General features: G+C 65.3%; 15 protein-coding genes. 5 read left to right on the top strand and 10 right to left on the bottom strand.

Annotated features, from left to right (window positions below; all coding sequences use genetic code 11):
- The coding region (locus VK519_RS09910; RefSeq protein ID WP_324349416.1) for an IMP dehydrogenase at positions 1-631 on the bottom strand (631 nt) is incomplete at its 3' end.
- Between the two features lie 65 nt (positions 632-696).
- Positions 697-1572 (bottom strand): bifunctional methylenetetrahydrofolate dehydrogenase/methenyltetrahydrofolate cyclohydrolase FolD, encoded by an 876-nt coding sequence (gene folD / locus VK519_RS09905; RefSeq protein ID WP_324349414.1) that lies wholly within the window; start codon positions 1570-1572, stop codon positions 697-699.
- Positions 1573-1688: 116 nt separating this feature from the next.
- Between folD and VK519_RS09900 the strand changes: the two genes are divergently transcribed.
- Positions 1689-2639: a family 16 glycosylhydrolase gene (locus VK519_RS09900; RefSeq protein WP_324349412.1), complete on the top strand. Its 951-nt coding sequence runs from the start codon at positions 1689-1691 to the stop codon at positions 2637-2639.
- Here VK519_RS09900 and moeB read toward each other — a convergent pair.
- The 8 genes from moeB to ndk form a co-directional block, all read right to left on the bottom strand.
- Entirely contained in the window at positions 2597-3757 is a 1161-nt protein-coding gene (gene moeB / locus VK519_RS09895; RefSeq protein WP_324349410.1) for a molybdopterin-synthase adenylyltransferase MoeB, read from the bottom strand. The two genes, VK519_RS09900 and moeB, sit on opposite strands and share 43 nt — an antisense overlap.
- Positions 3758-3772: 15 nt before the next feature.
- Positions 3773-5173, bottom strand: a complete 1401-nt coding sequence (gene der / locus VK519_RS09890) for a ribosome biogenesis GTPase Der (RefSeq protein WP_324349408.1) — start codon at positions 5171-5173, stop codon at positions 3773-3775.
- Between the two features lie 23 nt (positions 5174-5196).
- Positions 5197-6393, bottom strand: a complete 1197-nt coding sequence (gene bamB / locus VK519_RS09885) for an outer membrane protein assembly factor BamB (protein WP_324349406.1) — start codon at positions 6391-6393, stop codon at positions 5197-5199.
- Positions 6390-7040: a YfgM family protein gene (locus VK519_RS09880; RefSeq protein ID WP_324349404.1), complete on the bottom strand. Its 651-nt coding sequence runs from the start codon at positions 7038-7040 to the stop codon at positions 6390-6392. The genes bamB and VK519_RS09880 overlap by 4 nt, the downstream gene beginning before the upstream one ends.
- 152 nt (positions 7041-7192) lie before the next feature.
- Positions 7193-8266 carry a helix-turn-helix domain-containing protein gene (locus tag VK519_RS09875; RefSeq protein ID WP_324349402.1) on the bottom strand — a complete coding sequence of 358 codons (1074 nt, stop codon included), beginning with the start codon at positions 8264-8266 and terminating at the stop codon, positions 7193-7195.
- A gap of 17 nt (positions 8267-8283) precedes the next feature.
- Complete coding sequence (gene pilW, locus VK519_RS09870; protein WP_324349399.1) at positions 8284-9093, bottom strand: type IV pilus biogenesis/stability protein PilW; 810 nt, start codon at positions 9091-9093, stop codon at positions 8284-8286.
- A complete protein-coding gene (rlmN, locus tag VK519_RS09865) occupies positions 9083-10216 on the bottom strand; it encodes a dual-specificity RNA methyltransferase RlmN (protein WP_414692726.1) in 1134 nt (377 codons plus the stop codon). The genes pilW and rlmN overlap by 11 nt, the downstream gene beginning before the upstream one ends.
- Complete coding sequence (gene ndk / locus VK519_RS09860) at positions 10213-10638, bottom strand: nucleoside-diphosphate kinase (protein ID WP_250622799.1); 426 nt, start codon at positions 10636-10638, stop codon at positions 10213-10215. The genes rlmN and ndk overlap by 4 nt, the downstream gene beginning before the upstream one ends.
- Positions 10639-10857: 219 nt before the next feature.
- Here ndk and VK519_RS09855 point away from each other — a divergent pair, with 219 nt between their 5' ends.
- From VK519_RS09855 to VK519_RS09840, 4 genes are all read left to right on the top strand, one after another.
- The gene (locus VK519_RS09855) at positions 10858-11502 is read left to right on the top strand and encodes a TetR/AcrR family transcriptional regulator (RefSeq protein ID WP_324349395.1); all 645 of its coding nucleotides are present in this window, start codon (positions 10858-10860) and stop codon (positions 11500-11502) included.
- 51 nt (positions 11503-11553) lie between these two features.
- Complete coding sequence (locus tag VK519_RS09850) at positions 11554-13926, top strand: 3-hydroxyacyl-CoA dehydrogenase/enoyl-CoA hydratase family protein (RefSeq protein WP_324349393.1); 2373 nt, start codon at positions 11554-11556, stop codon at positions 13924-13926.
- 51 nt (positions 13927-13977) lie between these two features.
- Positions 13978-15186 (top strand): acetyl-CoA C-acyltransferase, encoded by a 1209-nt coding sequence (locus VK519_RS09845; RefSeq protein WP_324349391.1) that lies wholly within the window; start codon positions 13978-13980, stop codon positions 15184-15186.
- A gap of 72 nt (positions 15187-15258) precedes the next feature.
- Positions 15259-15808: MBL fold metallo-hydrolase (locus VK519_RS09840; protein ID WP_324349389.1), on the top strand; the 550-nt coding region annotated here is incomplete at its 3' end.

The raw sequence follows: 15808 nt of genomic DNA, 5'->3' as shown, positions 1-15808 counted from the left end.
CCTTGGCGGCGTTGGGATTGTCCGACGCCTTCTGGATGTCCTTCACGGTGATCAGGCCGCGAAGCTGGAAGTCGTCATTCACCACCAGCACTTTCTCGATGCGGTGGCGATGGAGCAGTTCCAGCACGACCTGGTGGTCTTCACCTTCGCGTCCGGTCACCAGGCGCCCTTCGCGGGTCATGATGTTGCGCACCGGATCGTCGTGCTTGCGCTCGAAGCGCAGGTCGCGGCTGGTGACGATGCCGACCAGTTTTTCACCGTCGACCACCGGCACACCGGAGATGTTGTGCTTGCGGGTGAGCGCGATCACGTCACGGATGGAGGTGTTCGGGCCCACCGTGATCGGGTTGCGGATGACGCCGGCCTCGAACTTCTTCACAAGGCGTACTTCGGCGGCCTGCTGCTCCCACGAGAGGTTCTTGTGGATGATGCCGATACCGCCGTTCTGCGCCATGGTGATGGCCAGCCGTGCTTCGGTGACCGTATCCATGGCAGCCGAGACGATGGGAATGGCCAGGCGAAGGCCGCGGGTGAAGCGCGTGGAGGTGTCCACGTCGCGCGGCATGGTCGTGGAATGACCGGGTACCAGATAGACGTCGTCGTAGGTGAGAGCCTCGGCGAGGATGCGCATGGCGAGTGTTCCCGCGAGTAAATCACGCCATTATACGATATCGCGGCCCCGCATGCCGCAGTGCGTCACGAGAGCGGCGTGGCGCCTGTCCCGTCCCGGGCTTCGGCCGCTTCCAGGGTGTTTTCCATCAGCGTGGCGACGGTCATCGGCCCCACGCCACCGGGTACGGGCGTGATCCACGAGGCGCGGCGGGAGGCCGGCTCGAACTCCACGTCGCCCACCAGGCGGCCGTCTTCCAGGCGGTTGATGCCCACGTCGATCACCACCGCGCCTTCCTTGATCCATTCGCCCTTCACCAGCCCCGGCTTGCCGGCGGCCACCACCAGGATATCGGCCTGGCCGACGAAATCGGCCAGCCCCTGCGTGAACTTGTGGCAACTGGTAGTGGTGCAGCCGGCGATCAAGAGCTCCAGGCCCAGCGGGCGGCCCACGTGGTTCGATACACCCACGATCACCGCGTGGCGGCCGCGCACGGGGCGGTCGGTATGGCCCAGCAGGGTCATCACGCCGCGCGGCGTGCACGGGCGCAGGCCGAAGCGGCGCAGGGCCAGGCGGCCTACGTTCACGGCCTGGAAACCATCGACATCCTTGCCCGGATCGATGCGGTCGACCAGGGCGTCTTCGTCGATATGCCGCGGCAACGGCGACTGCACCAGGATGCCGTGGACGGACGGATCGGCGTTGAGGTTGTCGATGAGGGTGATGACTTCTTCCTGCGTCGTATCGGCGGGAAGGTCATAGGCGAAGGAATGGAAGCCGATCTGCAGGCAGGCCTTCCGCTTGTTTCGCACGTACACCGCGGAGGCGGGATCCTCGCCCACCATCACCACGGCAAGGCCGGGTGCGGGGCGGCCATCGGCCACGCGGCGGGCGACGCGCCGGCCGATATGGTCGAGCAGCTCCTGGGCGATGCGCTTGCCGTCGAGGATGCGTGCGGTCATGGGCCTGGTCGTGCGGGAGAGTCGGCCATTATCGCAAATACCGGCGTATTGCGGGTTGGACTCTTGCTCCTTAAGGTGGGGCACCGCAAAGCAGCGCGCAGCAGGACGTCAACACCATGAGCCAGGGCCGGCCCTTGCGGCTATTCCGAATCCTCCGGACCCTGCTCGCGGTGATAACCATCGCCGCGGCGAGCACGTTTCCAACCAGCGTCCGGGCCGCCGCCCCGCCCACCCCGGCAGGCTGGCAGCAGGTGTTCATGGACGACTTCAATGGCGCCGCGGGCGAACAGCCTTCGCGCCTGACCTGGGACTACAACCTCGGCCGTGCGTGGCCCGGTGGACCCTTGGGTTGGGGCAACGACGAAGTGGAGACCTACACCGAAGCACCGGACAACATCCGCTTCGACGGCGAAGGGAACCTGCTGATCATTCCCTTGCGCGATGCGAGGGGAAACTGGACCTCCGCGCGCATCCAGACCCTCAATGAAACCTTCAAGGCGCCCGAACACGGCGTGATGCGCGTCCAGGCGCGCCTGCGGCTGCCCCAGGTGGCTGGCGACGCGGCGCTGGGCTACTGGCCTGCTTTCTGGATGCTCCCGGGGGCCTCGGCGCCGCTGTGGCCCGGCGGCGGTGAGTTCGACATCATGGAAAACGTCAACGGCCTGGATCGCCATTGGGGCGTCTTGCATTGCGGCGTGCGTCCTGCCGGTCCCTGCAACGAGATGAGTGGCATCGCCGCCAACCAGCCTTGTCCGAAGGTGAGCTGCCAGGCCGATTTCCACATCTATACCTTCGAGTGGGATCGCAGTACCCAGCCTGAGCAGTTGCGCTGGTACATCGATGGAGAAGTGTTCCATCAGGTCGATCAAACGATGCTGCCGGCCAATACCTGGCAGAGCTTCGCGGCACACCAGGGTTTTTTGATCGTGCTGAACGTCGCCGTCGGCGGTCATTTCCCCGACCAGCTATCCGGACGGAGCACCCCGATCGATGCAACAGAACCCGGCCATCCGTTCACCATCGACTACGTCGTGGTATGGACGCAGAAGGCTTCGACGTCGCCGTAACCGGTAAAGCGTGCATCGACGCCACAGCCCGGACACGCCCGATCGCGTGGCAAGAGGATCTGGCGAAAGCGCATGGCAAGGGCGTCGTAGGTGAGCAACCGGCCCACCAGCGGTTCGCCGATGCCAAGCAGGAGCTTCAGCACCTCGGTGGCCTGCAACAGGCCGATCATGCCCGGCAGTACGCCCAGGACACCCGCCTCGCTGCAGTTGGGAGCGTCGCCCGCTGCGGGCGGCTGGGGAAACAGGCAGCGGTAACAGGGGCTGTCGTCACGGCGCGGGTCGAACACGCTTACCTGGCCTGAAAACCGTTCCACCGCTCCGTAGACCAGCGGGATCTTCAATCGCAAGGTCGCTGCGGCGAGCAGATAACGCACGGAAAAATTGTCCGCGCCATCGAGCACGACATCGTGGCCTTCGATCAGGCTCTGAACGTTGGCTGCCTGCAGCCGCTCAGCCCTCGCCGTGACGGAAATCGACGGATTCAGGTCAAGCAATTGCGCACGCGCAGATTCAACCTTGGCCATGCCGATGCGACTATCGGCGTGCACCACCTGGCGGTGCAGATTGCTGCGTTCCACGCGGTCGTCATCGATCAGGGTGAGATGGCCCACGCCTGCGCCGGTGAGGTAGAGCATGGCCGGCGCCCCAAGCCCGCCGGCACCGATGATGGCCACCTTTGAGGCCGCCAGGCGCGCCTGTCCGGCGACGCCCACCTGCGGCAAGATCAACTGCCTGGCGTAGCGATCGGCGGCGTCGGTGTCGAGCAGCCCCGCGGCCCGTGGCAGGCCCTCCGCGCTCCAGCGAGCGAGGCCACCGGCGACGGATGCGACATCCCGGTAACCCATGTCGAGCATCGTGGCCGCGGCCAGGCGCGAGCGAACGCCGCTGCCGCAAATCAGCAGGACCGGAGTAGCCAGATTGGGTACCAGCGTCGCCGCACGCGTCGGAAGAAGTCCCCGTGGAACACCCAGGGATCCTTCAGCCACCGATGCGCGTTCGTCGTCTTCGCGTACATCCAGCAGCACCGCGCCCTGCCCCTGCCGAACCCGGGCCTCGGCCGGCGTCACCTCGCGCACGTCCTTGCGCGGCTCGGCGGGCGACGATGGCAGGTGGCTCATGGTGTCTCCGGAGGGTTACTTCTCGCGGCGCTTGGCGTTGCGGATCATCCGCTGGCGCTTTTGTTTCTGGCTGTCGGTAAGAACGTTCTTCTTGCCGGCGAAAGGGTTTTCGCCATCCTTGAAATCGATACGCACGGGTGTTCCTTCCAGCTTGTAGCGCTTGCGGAAGAAGCCTTCAAGGTAGCGGCGGTAGGCCGGGGCGATGTGCTTGGTACGGCTGCCGTGGATCACGATCGTGGGCGGGTTGGAACCGCCCGGATGGGCATAGCGAAGCTTGGGCGCATGGCCGCGGACCAGCGGCGGCTGGTAGCCCTCGTAGGCCTGCTCGAGCGTACGGGTGAGATCGCTGGAGGTGAGTTGGCGCGTGGCGGCGGCGTGGGCGCGCACCACGGCCCGCATCAGCTCGCGCAGGCCCGAGCCGTGAAGCGCGGAGATGAACACCGTCTTGGCCCACTCCACGAACGACAGGCGGCGCTCCAGGGCACGCTTGCATTGCTCGCGCGCGTAGTCGTCCATGTCGTCCCACTTGTTCACGCAGATCACCAGCGCGCGGCCTTCCTCGATGGCGTGGCCGATCAGGGTGAGGTCCTGGTCGGCAAGGTTCTCGCGGGCGTCGATCAGGATCACCGTCACCTGGGACGCAGCAATACTTTGCAACGTTTTGATAACGCTGAACTTCTCGACCGCTTCTTCGACGCGGGCACGGCGGCGGACGCCGGCGGTATCGATCAGGGTGAACAGCTTGCCATCGCGTTCGAGCGGTACACGGATGGGATCGCGGGTGGTGCCGGCCACTTCGGAGACGATCAGGCGGTCTTCGCCCAGCAGACGGTTGATCAGGGTGGACTTGCCGGCGTTGGGGCGGCCGGCGATGGTGACGCGGATGCCCTCGTCGGAGAGGCCGGGGTCCGTATCGTCCTGGTCGGGCGGCAACATCGGCAGCGTGGCGGCGACGAGGGCATCCACGCCTCGCCCGTGCGCGGCCGACAACGGCATGGTGTGGGTTACGCCAAAGCGCGAGAACTCGGCCAGGGCGCTGGGTTCGTCCACGCCGTCGGTCTTGTTCACGCCCACGATCACCGGCTTCCCCGAGCGGCGAAGCTCATCGAGGATGGCGGCGTCCTGCGGTAGCAGGCCATCGCGCGCGTCGACCACGAAAACCAGCACGTTGGCCTCGGCCACGGCCAGGCGCACCTGCTGCGCCGTCAGGCCCTCGATGCCCTCGTCGCGGCCGGACAGGCCGCCGGTATCCACCAGCACGAACGAACGCTCGCCCAGCCGGCAGACGCCGTAGTGGCGGTCGCGGGTAACACCCGGCATGTCCGCCACGAGGGCATCACGGCTACGCGTGAGTGCATTGAAAAGAGTCGACTTACCAACGTTCGGGCGGCCGACCAGGGCAACGACAGGCAACATGGCGGCGCGTTTCCGAAAGGATCTTAAGGTGCGGCGATGCGATAGGCGCCGATATGACCCTCGACATCTTCCACGTAGACGGTGTTGCCAACGACGACCGGCTGCGAACGGATGGCCTTCTTCGACAGGCGCTCGCGCGCAACGAGTTTGCCGTCGGCGCTAGCGAGCCAGTGCACGTAGCCTTCAAGGTCGCCCACGACGATGTATTCGCCCTGCGCGGCGGGGCCGGTGAGCCAGCGGTACTTCAGCGCATCCTGCTTCCACATGTCCGCGCCGCCGCTCTTGTCGAAGGCCCAGAGATTGGATTGTTCATCCACGCCGTACACGGCGTTGCCATGCACGTCGATCGAGGTATAGCTGGAGAACGGGCGGTTCCATAGCGGGCGGCCGCTGGGGCCGTCCACCGCGCTGAGCTGGCCGTGATAGGCCGCCGCGAATAGCGTGCTGCCGTCGAGCACCACGGCGCCGTCGGCGTCGTTCAGGCGATCGATCTCGGTACGGCCTTCACCGCTGGACAGGCCCTGTTCCCAGAGCTTCTCGCCGTTGTCCATGCGTAGCGCCACCAGCTTGCCGTTGTCGCTGCCAAAGAACACCACGCCGTTGGCCACCAGCAGCGGGCCGTTGCCACGCAGGCTCAAGGTAGGCACGGCGGTCTGGTCGTAGGCCCAGCGGCGCTCGCCCGTGGCCGAGTCCAGGCCGTACAGGCGGCCGTCGGCGGTGCGCACCACGACCAGGTTGCCGACGATGGCAGGTGCAGTGATCACCTCGGCGGTGACCTCGGCCGTCCAGCGCTTGGCACCGTCCTTCGCACCCAGGCCGTAGACGTGGCCGTCGAGCGTGCCGACCACCAGCAGGTCGCCCGCCACCGTGGGACCGCCCGCCATGAAGGCGTCCGGACGCTTCTTGTCGCCCCAGCCGAACCAGCCGTGGGTGCGCGACTTCTGCCGCCACACGGTTTTGCCGGTATTGGCATCGATGGCGATGAGGTCGCCATCGGCACTGGCGGCATAAAGCACGCCATCGACCACTTCAGGCTGCAGGCGCACGCCTGTCTTCACCGCGCCATCGCCCACGCTCGACTTCCACAACCGCTCGACCTTGAGCGTGGGTGTGAGCTCGGTGAGCTTGGTCGGCGGTTCGATGTTTTCTTTCTTGGCGTTATGGCAACCGGCCAGGACGGCGACGGACGCCAGAGCAGCCACTAAGAGGAACCGTTTCATGCACCCTGCTTTCCGGCCGCGGCCAGATCGTCAATCTTCAGTTTCACCACGCCGCGTTGCGGCGCGCTGTCGTCCATCGAGGCCATCGCAGCCTGGTAGGCCTTGCGGGCCTCCTCGATGCGTCCAAGCTTGACCAGCGCATCGCCGCGTAGTTCCTGCACAAGGGAAATGTAGGCGCCCTTGGGCATCGTATCGAGAGTGGAAATTGCCTGGTCGGCGTGGCCGGCAGCCAGGCGAACCTGGGCCGCGCGCAGTTGCACCAGGCCCTTCACCGCATCGTCGGTGGCGTGCGCCTGGGCCCAGTCGAGGGCCACCTGGGCCTTGTCGAGCTGGTTGGCTTCGGCCGCCACCCGGGCGCGGTCGGCGGACGCGAACACGGCGTAGGTGGTATCGGTGAATTGTGTTTGCAGGCGGTCGATGCCGGCATCGGCCTCGGCGGACTTGTTGGTTGCCAGGGCCACCTGAACCTGTTCATACAGAGTGGCCGCTTCCGCTTCATGGTCGGCGCGGTGGCTCTTCCACTTCTGGTAGCCGAAGATCAGCAACAGGCCCAGGACAATGCCGACGATGATGGAGACGCCGTTCTGACGCAGCCACTGCTGGATGCGTTCACCCTGTTCGTAGTCGTCGTATGAATCGAAAGACATGCATGCACCGTGGAGGGGACAGTTCGAAGCCCCGCGCGCCCGACGTGGCGGGCAGGAATACCCGCCGGATGCGCGAAAAGCGCGTCCGGCCGGGTGAATGAATAAGGATACCTTAAAAGCCGGTGACGCGGCCGGGGGCCGCGCGCAAGGGATCAGTTGTTGGTCGGTGCCGGCGGAGTGCCGCCCACTGCCTGGGCCTGGCCATCACGGACATCCACCTTGAAACGGGCCACGTTGGCCCGGCGGAAGCCGTCCAGGGCCACCGGCTTGCCGTCGACCGTGGCCTGGGCGCCGGTGGCGTTGCCGATGCGCACGTCCATGTTGCCGTCGCTGCGGTAGCTTCGCGTGGTGCCTGCCGGCAGCATGCCGTACTCAAGCCGCGAGCCATCGGCTGCAAGTACCTCGACCCAGCTGGCCGAAGGCACGGTGAGCGAAAGGGTATGGCTGCCCTGCCCCGCCGCACTGGTGGTATCGGCGGCGGGGACATCCACCTTGGCCGCGGCGACGCGGTTGTCCATGTTCGGGAAAATCGCCATGGAGGCCAGCAACGGCTGCTGGTCGTCCACCGGCGTGGGTGCCGGCGGCCGGGCGACTGCTACCGCGGCGACGGCCTTGGTCCCGGCGCTGGTGCTGGACGTGGCCGGCGCGGTGTCCTGCTGCGCCACGGGCGACGCGTCCAGTGGCGCCAGGCGAGCGAGATCGCGGTCGAACGTACCGCGCACGCCGAACCAGATCAGCGGTACCACGATGACGGCCGTGAGCACCACGTATTGGGCTGCCGTCATGTAACGATCGAGCAGGTAGCGCGAATGCGAGATGCCGCCGGTGACCACCAGGGTCGGCTGCTTCGATTTCGTGCGTTCGACTTCCTCGGCGATGGCGGTTTCGTCCACGCCCAGGAAACGGCCGTACTTGCTGAGGTAGCCTGCCAGGTACACCTGGTAGTCGATGCCACCGTATTCGCCGGCCTCGAGCTGGCGCAGCAGCCGCGATGGCAAGCGTAGTTGATGGGTGCAGGCCTCGATGTCCAGGCCCCGTGCCTCGCGCGCCGCGCGGAGGCGGTCGCCGAAGCGGGGGGCAAAAACCACCGATTCCTCAAAGCGATGCTCCGCCACGGCAGGCACGTCCGGGACGGCCTCCACAGGCGTCTCCGGTGCCGTCTCGCCGTCTGCCGCCCCCGCGGCATCGGCACGGAACAGGTCTTCGTGATCCTGGCTACCGTTCATATTGGGCTTTTTCGTGTTCATTGACGTGCTGTCGCGTCCGTGGCGCGCGCCTGTTCCGAATCCGGGAACTGTGTGCGTAGCCGCCTGATGTAGTCCTGGGCACCCTCGCCATTGCCCAGACGGAGCTCGATGTCGTGACCGAGCTTCAATGCATCCGGGCTGCTCTGGCCTGAAGCTTCATATCGCTGCAGGAAAGCGCGGGCGCGGAACGCATCGTTCTTAAGGTACAGCACATGTGCCAGCTGATACAGCGCCTCGTTGTTGCGGGCGTTGCGTGCCAGCGCCTTGCGGAAATCGATCTCCGCGGTGTCGTACTGGTTGGACTTGAGCTGGCACGTGCCTGCGTTGGTCAGGGCCACGTCCGGCGTGTCGTAATAGGGATCAACTACCGCCCGGTCGAAGTAGACCTGGGCCTCGGCGGCCTTGCCCGACTTGCACAGGAAGACGCCGTAGTTGTTGTTCGGGGCGCCCTTCTTCGGCTCCAGTTCCACGGCGCGCTTGTAGTGGATGGCAGCGTTGGCGTCGTCGCCGATGCGCTCGTAGAGCACCGCGATCACCGTGTGCGCCGGGGCGTACTTGTCGCTGAACTGCAGCGCCTTGGTCAGCTTCTCCATCGCATCCTGGAGCTGGCCGTTCTGCATGTACTGCTGGCCGAGCTCGGTATGGATGCGCGCGCCTTCCAGGGCACGGTCTTCCTTGGTGCTCTGCTTAAGATTCAGATGATCGGCGTTCAAGGCGTCTTTCGGCACCGGCGGCGGCTTCGGCTGCGAGTGGCACGCGGCCAGCAGCATCGTTGCGCCCAACAGCCATGAACACTTACGCAGCATGGTTGACCCCGTCTTCCAGACGCTTGCGAAACTCCGCCTGCCGGCGGGTGCGGTCCATTACCTGTCCCTTCAACTGCCCACAGGCGGCGTCGATGTCGTCGCCGCGGGTACGGCGCAGCATCGTCAGCACGTTGGCACTGAGCAGCTGCGTCTGGAAATTGTGGATCGCATCCGGCCCGGAACGCTCAAAACGCGTACCCGGGAACGGATTGAACGGAATCAGGTTCACCTTGTTGTGGCCCGGCAGCCGGCGCATGAACTTGATCAGCTGGCGAGCGTGCTCGGGCTGGTCGTTCACGCCCTTCATCAGGGTGTATTCGAAGGTGATGTGCGTGCGCGGCTTGCGGGCGATGTAGCGCTCGCATGCAGCGGCAAGCTCGGCGATCGGGTAACGCTTGTTCAGCGGTACCAGTTCGGTGCGAAGCTCGTCGTTGGCGGCATGCAGCGACACCGCCAGCGATACGTCGCTTACCGCCGAGAGCTTGTCGATCATCGGCACCAGGCCCGCGGTGGACAAGGTGACGCGCTTGGACGCAAGGCCAAAGCCCAGGTCGTCGCGCATCAGGCTCATCGCCGCCACCACGTTGTCGAAATTCAACAACGGTTCGCCCATGCCCATCATCACCACGTTGGTGATGCGGCGCTGCTGGTGCGGAACGTTGCCCAGGTGCTTTGCCGCCACCCACACCTGACCGATGATCTCGGCGGTGGAAAGGTTGCGGTTGAAGCCCTGGGTGGCGGTGGAGCAGAACTGGCAATTGAGGCCACAACCGACCTGCGAGGACACGCATAGCGTGCCTCGCGTGGGCTCTGGAATATAGACAGTTTCCACTGCATTGCCGCCATCCATGCCCAGCAGCCACTTGTGCGTGCCGTCGATGGCTGCCTTGTCCAGCAGGGTGTTCGGCGGACCGATGTAGCAGGCTTCCTCGAGCTTGGCGCGCAGCGCCTTGCCGACGTCGGTCATGTTGCCGAAGTCGCTTTCAAGGTGGTGGTAGATCCACTTCATCACCTGCTCGGCGCGATACGGCTTCTCGCCCAGTTGCGCGAAGAAATCACGCAAGCCCTGGCGATCGAAGTCGAGCAGATTGACTTTGCCTTGGTCGGTCACGTCGATACTCAGCGGGAAAGGACTTCCGTCGAAGCGAAGAAGTAAGCGATCTCCACTTTGGCGGTATCAACAGCGTCCGAACCGTGTACGGCATTGGCGTCGATCGAATCGGCGAAGTCGGCGCGGATGGTGCCGGCGTCGGCCTTCTTCGGATCGGTTGCGCCCATGAGGTCGCGGTGCTTCAGGATCGCGCCCTCACCTTCGAGCGCGGTGATCATCACCGGGCCGGAGATCATGAAGTCGACCAATGCCTTGAAGAACGGACGCTCAGCGTGCACAGCGTAGAAACCTTCAGCTTCGGCGCGCGAGAGCTGCTTGAACTTGGCGGCCACGATCTTCAGGCCGGCTTTCTCGAAACGGGCATAGATTTCGCCGATGACGTTCTTGGCGACGGCGTCGGGCTTGATGATGGAAAGGGTGCGCTCCAGCGCCATACGGGTACTCCGGGGAAAAAGTTAAGCCAGCCCCTAAGGGAAGGATGTCAGTAGCTTGCAACGAAATGCATAAGTAATTACGTACTTAGCTCACGAAATGTTGACAGATTCTAGCTGATTCGCAAGGGGTTTCCATGGCCGTTCCATGACGTTTGACCCAGATGGGGCCACGGGCGTATTCTCAAACGATCGTTTGATTCGAACGCTCGGGATCGGTCCATGAATTCCTCGCCCTTTTCTACCAAGGAACGCATCCTGGGAGCGGCGGAGAGCCTGTTCGCCACCCATGGTTTCGCCGGGGCGTCGCTGCGGCAGGTCACGGCGGCGGCAAAAGTCAACCTGGCAGCGGTGAACTACCACTTCGGCTCGAAGGAAAAGCTCATCGAGGAAGTGTTCCGCCGGCGCCTGGACGAGCTCAATACCCGCCGCCTGGGCGCCCTCGGGCGCCTTGCCCTGAAACCGGACACTACGCTTGAAGCCGTGCTCGAAGCGTATATCGGGCCCGCCCTGGACCTTTCACGCACCGGCGGAGGCGGGGCAGCCTTCGTCCGCGTGCTGGCCCGGGCCTATGCCGAGCACAATGAAACCCTGCGCCGGTTCCTCTCGGAGAACTACGGCCACGTCCTGCGCCAGTTTGCCGCCGAGTTCCAGCGCCTGTTGCCTTCCTTGAGCAAGGAAGAACTCTACTGGCGGCTGGACATCGTCACCGGCGCCCTCACTTACGCCATGGCCGACTTCGGCATCATCCAGCGCAAGAACGAAGTGGCCGAACAGGCCCACCGTGAGCAGGCGGCCGACCACCTGGTGCACTTTGCCGCCGCGGGCCTGCGGGCCCCCTCCCCCCATCCGGCGCCCCGGGGCTGAGTCTTCCGCCCCTGCCGCCTTTGCCTTGAAAACGCATCACCGGAGAACACCATGACCGCAACACCATTACGCATCCGCAAGGCCGCCGTGCTGGGCGCGGGTGTCATGGGCGCGCAGATCGCCGCGCACCTGACCAACGCAGGCGTCGAAACCGTACTGTTCGACCTTGCCGCCAAGGAAGGGCCCAAGAGCGGCATTTCGCTCAAGGCCATCGACAACCTCAAGAAGCTCTCGCCGGCCCCGCTGGCCGGCAAGGACGTAGCCGCTGCCATCATCCCGGCCAATTACGACGAGCACCTGGGCCTGCTGGCCGATGTGGACCTGGTGATCGAGGCGATCGCCGAACGGATGGACTGGAAGCTTGATCTGTATAAGAAGATCGCTCCCCACGTGTCGGCCACCGCGGTGCTCGCCAGCAACACCTCGGGCCTGTCGATCAACGAACTGGCCTCGGCGCTGCCTGAGGAAATGCGCCACCGCTTCACCGGCGTGCATTTCTTCAACCCGCCACGCTACATGCACCTGGTGGAGCTGATTCCGACAAAGCTCACCGAAAAGGGCGTGCTCGAGGGCCTGGAGGCGTTCCTTACCACCACGCTGGGCAAGGGCGTGGTGTACGCGCGCGATACCCCGAACTTCATCGGCAACCGCATCGGCGTGTTCTCGATGCTGTCCACGATGTACCACACCGACAAGTTCAAGCTCGGTTTCGACGTGGTCGACGCCCTCACCGGTCCCGCCGTGGGCCGCCCCAAGAGCGCTACCTATCGCACCGCGGATGTCGTGGGCCTGGACACCATGGCCCATGTGATCAAGACCATGGCCGACACCCTGCCCGACGACCCGTGGCACACGTACTTCAAGGCACCCGCCGTGCTCGAGGCCCTGATCGCCAAGGGCGCACTGGGCCAGAAGACCGGCGCGGGCTTCTATCGCAAGGCCGGCAAGGACATCGTGGTACTGGATCCGGCCAAGCAGGATTACGTGCCGAGCGAACCGAAGGTGGCGGATGAAGTGACCGCCATCCTGGCCATCAAGGACCCGTCGGAGAAGTTCGGCAAACTGCGCGCATCGAACGATCCGCAGGCGCAGTTCCTGTGGTCGGCCTTCCGCGACCTCTTCCACTACAGCGCCTACCATCTGGGCGACATCGCCGAAACGGCGCGCGATGTCGACCTTGCCATCCGCTGGGGCTACGGTTGGAAGCTCGGTCCCTTCGAGACCTGGCAGGCCGCAGGTTGGCAGCAGGTGGCACAGTGGATCGACGAAGACATCAAGGCCGGCAAGACCATGAGCAACGCGCCGCTGCCGGCGTGGGTCACCGACGGCCGCAAGGGTGTACATGGCAAGGATGGCAGCTGGTCCGCCGGTGCCGGGGCCGACAAACCCCGTTCCACGCACCCGGTGTACAAGCGCCAGCTGTTCCCCGACCCGATCCTGGGCGAGTCGGCCGACAAGGGCACGACCGTATGGGAGAACGAGGGCGTACGCCTGTGGACGCTTGGCAATGACGATGTCGGCATCGTGTCGTTCAAAACCAAGATGAACACCGTGAACGACTTCGTGCTCGACGGCGTGCAGGAAGCCGTGCGCCAGGCAGAAGCGAAGCTGCGCGCGGCCGTGCTGTGGCAAACCGGCGAGCCGTTCTCGGCCGGTGCGGACCTCAAGGGTGCGCTGGGGCTGCTCAAGGAAAACAAGATCGCCCAGTTCGAGGCCATGGTGTCCAACTTCCAGGCCACCAGCATGAGCATCAAGTATTCGCTGGTGCCGGTGGTGGCGGCCGTGCGCGGCCTGGCCTTAGGGGGCGGCTGCGAATTCCAGATGCACTCGGCCCGTACGGTGGCGGCGCTTGAAAGCTACATCGGCCTGGTCGAGGCGGGCGTGGGCCTGTTGCCCGCCGGTGGCGGCCTGAAGGAACTGGCCGTGCGCGCGGCACGCCTGTCGCCGGAAGACCCCTTCGAAGTGTTGAAGAAAGTATTCGAGACGATTGCCATGGCGAAGGTGTCCGGCAGCGCGATCGAGGCCAAGCAGATGGGCCTGCTGCGTCCCGACGACGTGGTGGTGTTCAACGCCTTTGAACTGCTGTACGTGGCCAAGCAGCAGGCGATCGCCCTGGCTGAGTCGGGCTACCGTCCGCCGATGCCGGGTCGCGCCATCCCTGTCGCCGGCGACGTCGGGACGGCGACCTTCAAGGCCTCGCTTGCCAACCTCGCCGAAGGCTACTTCGCTTCGCCGCACGACGTCCACATCGCCTCGGCGATAGCCGACACGCTATGCGGCGGTCGAATCGAGCGCGGCTCGACGGTGGATGAGGCATGGCTGCTGGCGCTGGAGCGCAAGCATTTCGTCGCCCTGGCGCAGACGGAAAAGACCCAGGCGCGCATCGCACACACCATGACGACGGGCAAGCCGCTGCGGAACTGATGCGCCTCGCGCACGCCGCCACGACTTCCCCCTTTTATCCAGGATAAGACCATGAGCAAGCAAGTCCAGGACGCCTACATCGTCGCCGCCACCCGCACACCGGTGGGCAAGGCGCCGCGCGGCGTTTTCCGCAACACCCGCCCCGATGACCTCCTCGCCCACGTGATCCGCGCCGTGATCGAACAGGCCCCGGGCATCGACCCGGCGCTGATCGCCGACGCCGTGATCGGCTGCGCGATGCCCGAAGCCGAGCAAGGCATGAACGTGGCACGCATTGGCGTGCTGCTGGCAGGCCTGCCCGACGTCGTACCCGGCGTCACCATCAACCGGTTCTGTTCCTCCGGCGTGCAGGCCATCGCCATGGCTGCCGACCGCATCCGCCTGGGCGAAGCCGACCTGATGCTCGCCGGCGGTACCGAGAGCATGAGCATGGTGCCGATGATGGGTCACAAGATCGCGATGAACCCGGCCATCTTCGAGAACGACGAAGACCGCGCTATCGCCTTCGGCATGGGCATCACCGCTGAAAAGGTGGCCGAGCGCTGGAAAGTCAGCCGCGAAGACCAGGATGCTTTCGCCCTGCAAAGCCACCAGCGCGCACTGGCTGCCCAGGCTGCCGGCGAGTTCAACGACGAGATCACCCCGTTCCAGCTCGACGACCGCTATCCGGATCTTGCCAACCGCAGCGTCAAAGAGGACCGCCGGATCATCACCATGGACGAAGGCCCCCGCAAGGACACAAGCCTGGACGTGCTGGGCAAGCTGAAACCGGTGTTCCGCAACGGCCAGTTCGGAGGTTCCGTCACGGCGGGCAACTCCTCGCAGATGTCCGATGGCGCCGGCGCCCTGCTGCTGGCCAGCGAAAAGGCCGTCAAGGACCACGGCCTCACCCCGCTGGCACGCTTGGTCGGCTTCGCCGTGGCCGGCGTGCCGCCGGAGATCATGGGCATCGGCCCGAAGGAAGCGATCCCGCGTGCACTGAAGCAGACGGGCTTGTCACAAGACCAGATGGACTGGATCGAACTGAACGAGGCCTTCGCCGCTCAGGCATTGGCGGTGATCGGCGACCTGGGCCTGGATCCTGCCAAGGTGAACCCGCTCGGCGGCGCCATCGCCCTGGGCCACCCGCTGGGCGCTACCGGCGCAATCCGCGCCGCCACGCTGATCCACGGCCTGCGCCGCCGCAAGCAGAAGTACGGCATGGTCACCATGTGCATCGGCACCGGCATGGGCGCCGCGGGCGTGTTCGAGGCCCTGTAAACAGCCAATGGGGCGGTTGACACCGCAACCGCCCCCGCTTTGCTACCCTCGGGGTCTAAGGAGAGGGAACGCATGAACAACGAGCAGGGCATCCATACCATCGACACCGGCTTCTGCCGGGACATCTTCGATGCGGCCTACCTCGTCACCCATGGCGGCCGGGGCGCCTTCATCGACAGCGGCACCAATCATTCTCTGCCTCGCTTCATCGATGCGCTGGACCGTGCCGGACTCACCGTCGGCGACGTTGACTGGTTGATCCTCACCCATGTGCACCTGGACCACGCCGGTGGCGCCGGCAAGCTGCTGGCGCAACTGCCCAACGCAAAGCTGCTGGTACATCCCCGCGGCGCGCGGCACATGATCGATCCTTCGGTGCTGGTCGCCGGCGCGACCGCTGTCTACGGCGCGGACGAAATGGAGGGCAGCTATGGCACGCTCGTGCCTGTGCCAGCGGAACGGGTGGTCGAAGCGCACGACCAGCACGAGGTCGACGTTGGCGGCCGCAAGCTCGTCGCCGTGGAAACGCCCGGACACGCCAAGCACCACATCGCCATCTGGGATGAGATGTCCCGCTCGTTCTTCACCGGCGACGTGTTCGGCCTTTCCTACCGCGAATTCG

Source organism: Pinirhizobacter sp., from assembly GCF_035317885.1.
Taxonomy (GTDB): Bacteria; Pseudomonadota; Gammaproteobacteria; order Xanthomonadales; family Rhodanobacteraceae; genus Pinirhizobacter.
The sequence above is the reverse complement of the archived record's forward strand: the minus strand, read 5'-3'. Positions and strand labels throughout refer to the sequence as shown.

Bases quoted from the DNA above. Each gene is read 5' to 3' on its own strand.
- folD (WP_324349414.1), bottom strand. From the start codon at position 1,572: ATGACCGCACGCATCCTCGACGGCAAGCGCATCGCCCAGGAGCTGCTC.
- VK519_RS09900 (WP_324349412.1), top strand. From the start codon at position 1,689: ATGAGCCAGGGCCGGCCCTTGCGGCTATTCCGAATCCTCCGGACCCTG.
- moeB (WP_324349410.1), bottom strand. From the start codon at position 3,757: ATGAGCCACCTGCCATCGTCGCCCGCCGAGCCGCGCAAGGACGTGCGC.
- der (WP_324349408.1), bottom strand. From the start codon at position 5,173: ATGTTGCCTGTCGTTGCCCTGGTCGGCCGCCCGAACGTTGGTAAGTCG.
- bamB (WP_324349406.1), bottom strand. From the start codon at position 6,393: ATGAAACGGTTCCTCTTAGTGGCTGCTCTGGCGTCCGTCGCCGTCCTG.
- VK519_RS09880 (WP_324349404.1), bottom strand. From the start codon at position 7,040: ATGTCTTTCGATTCATACGACGACTACGAACAGGGTGAACGCATCCAG.
- VK519_RS09875 (WP_324349402.1), bottom strand. From the start codon at position 8,266: ATGAACGGTAGCCAGGATCACGAAGACCTGTTCCGTGCCGATGCCGCG.
- pilW (WP_324349399.1), bottom strand. From the start codon at position 9,093: ATGCTGCGTAAGTGTTCATGGCTGTTGGGCGCAACGATGCTGCTGGCC.
- ndk (WP_250622799.1), bottom strand. From the start codon at position 10,638: ATGGCGCTGGAGCGCACCCTTTCCATCATCAAGCCCGACGCCGTCGCC.
- VK519_RS09855 (WP_324349395.1), top strand. From the start codon at position 10,858: ATGAATTCCTCGCCCTTTTCTACCAAGGAACGCATCCTGGGAGCGGCG.
- VK519_RS09850 (WP_324349393.1), top strand. From the start codon at position 11,554: ATGACCGCAACACCATTACGCATCCGCAAGGCCGCCGTGCTGGGCGCG.
- VK519_RS09845 (WP_324349391.1), top strand. From the start codon at position 13,978: ATGAGCAAGCAAGTCCAGGACGCCTACATCGTCGCCGCCACCCGCACA.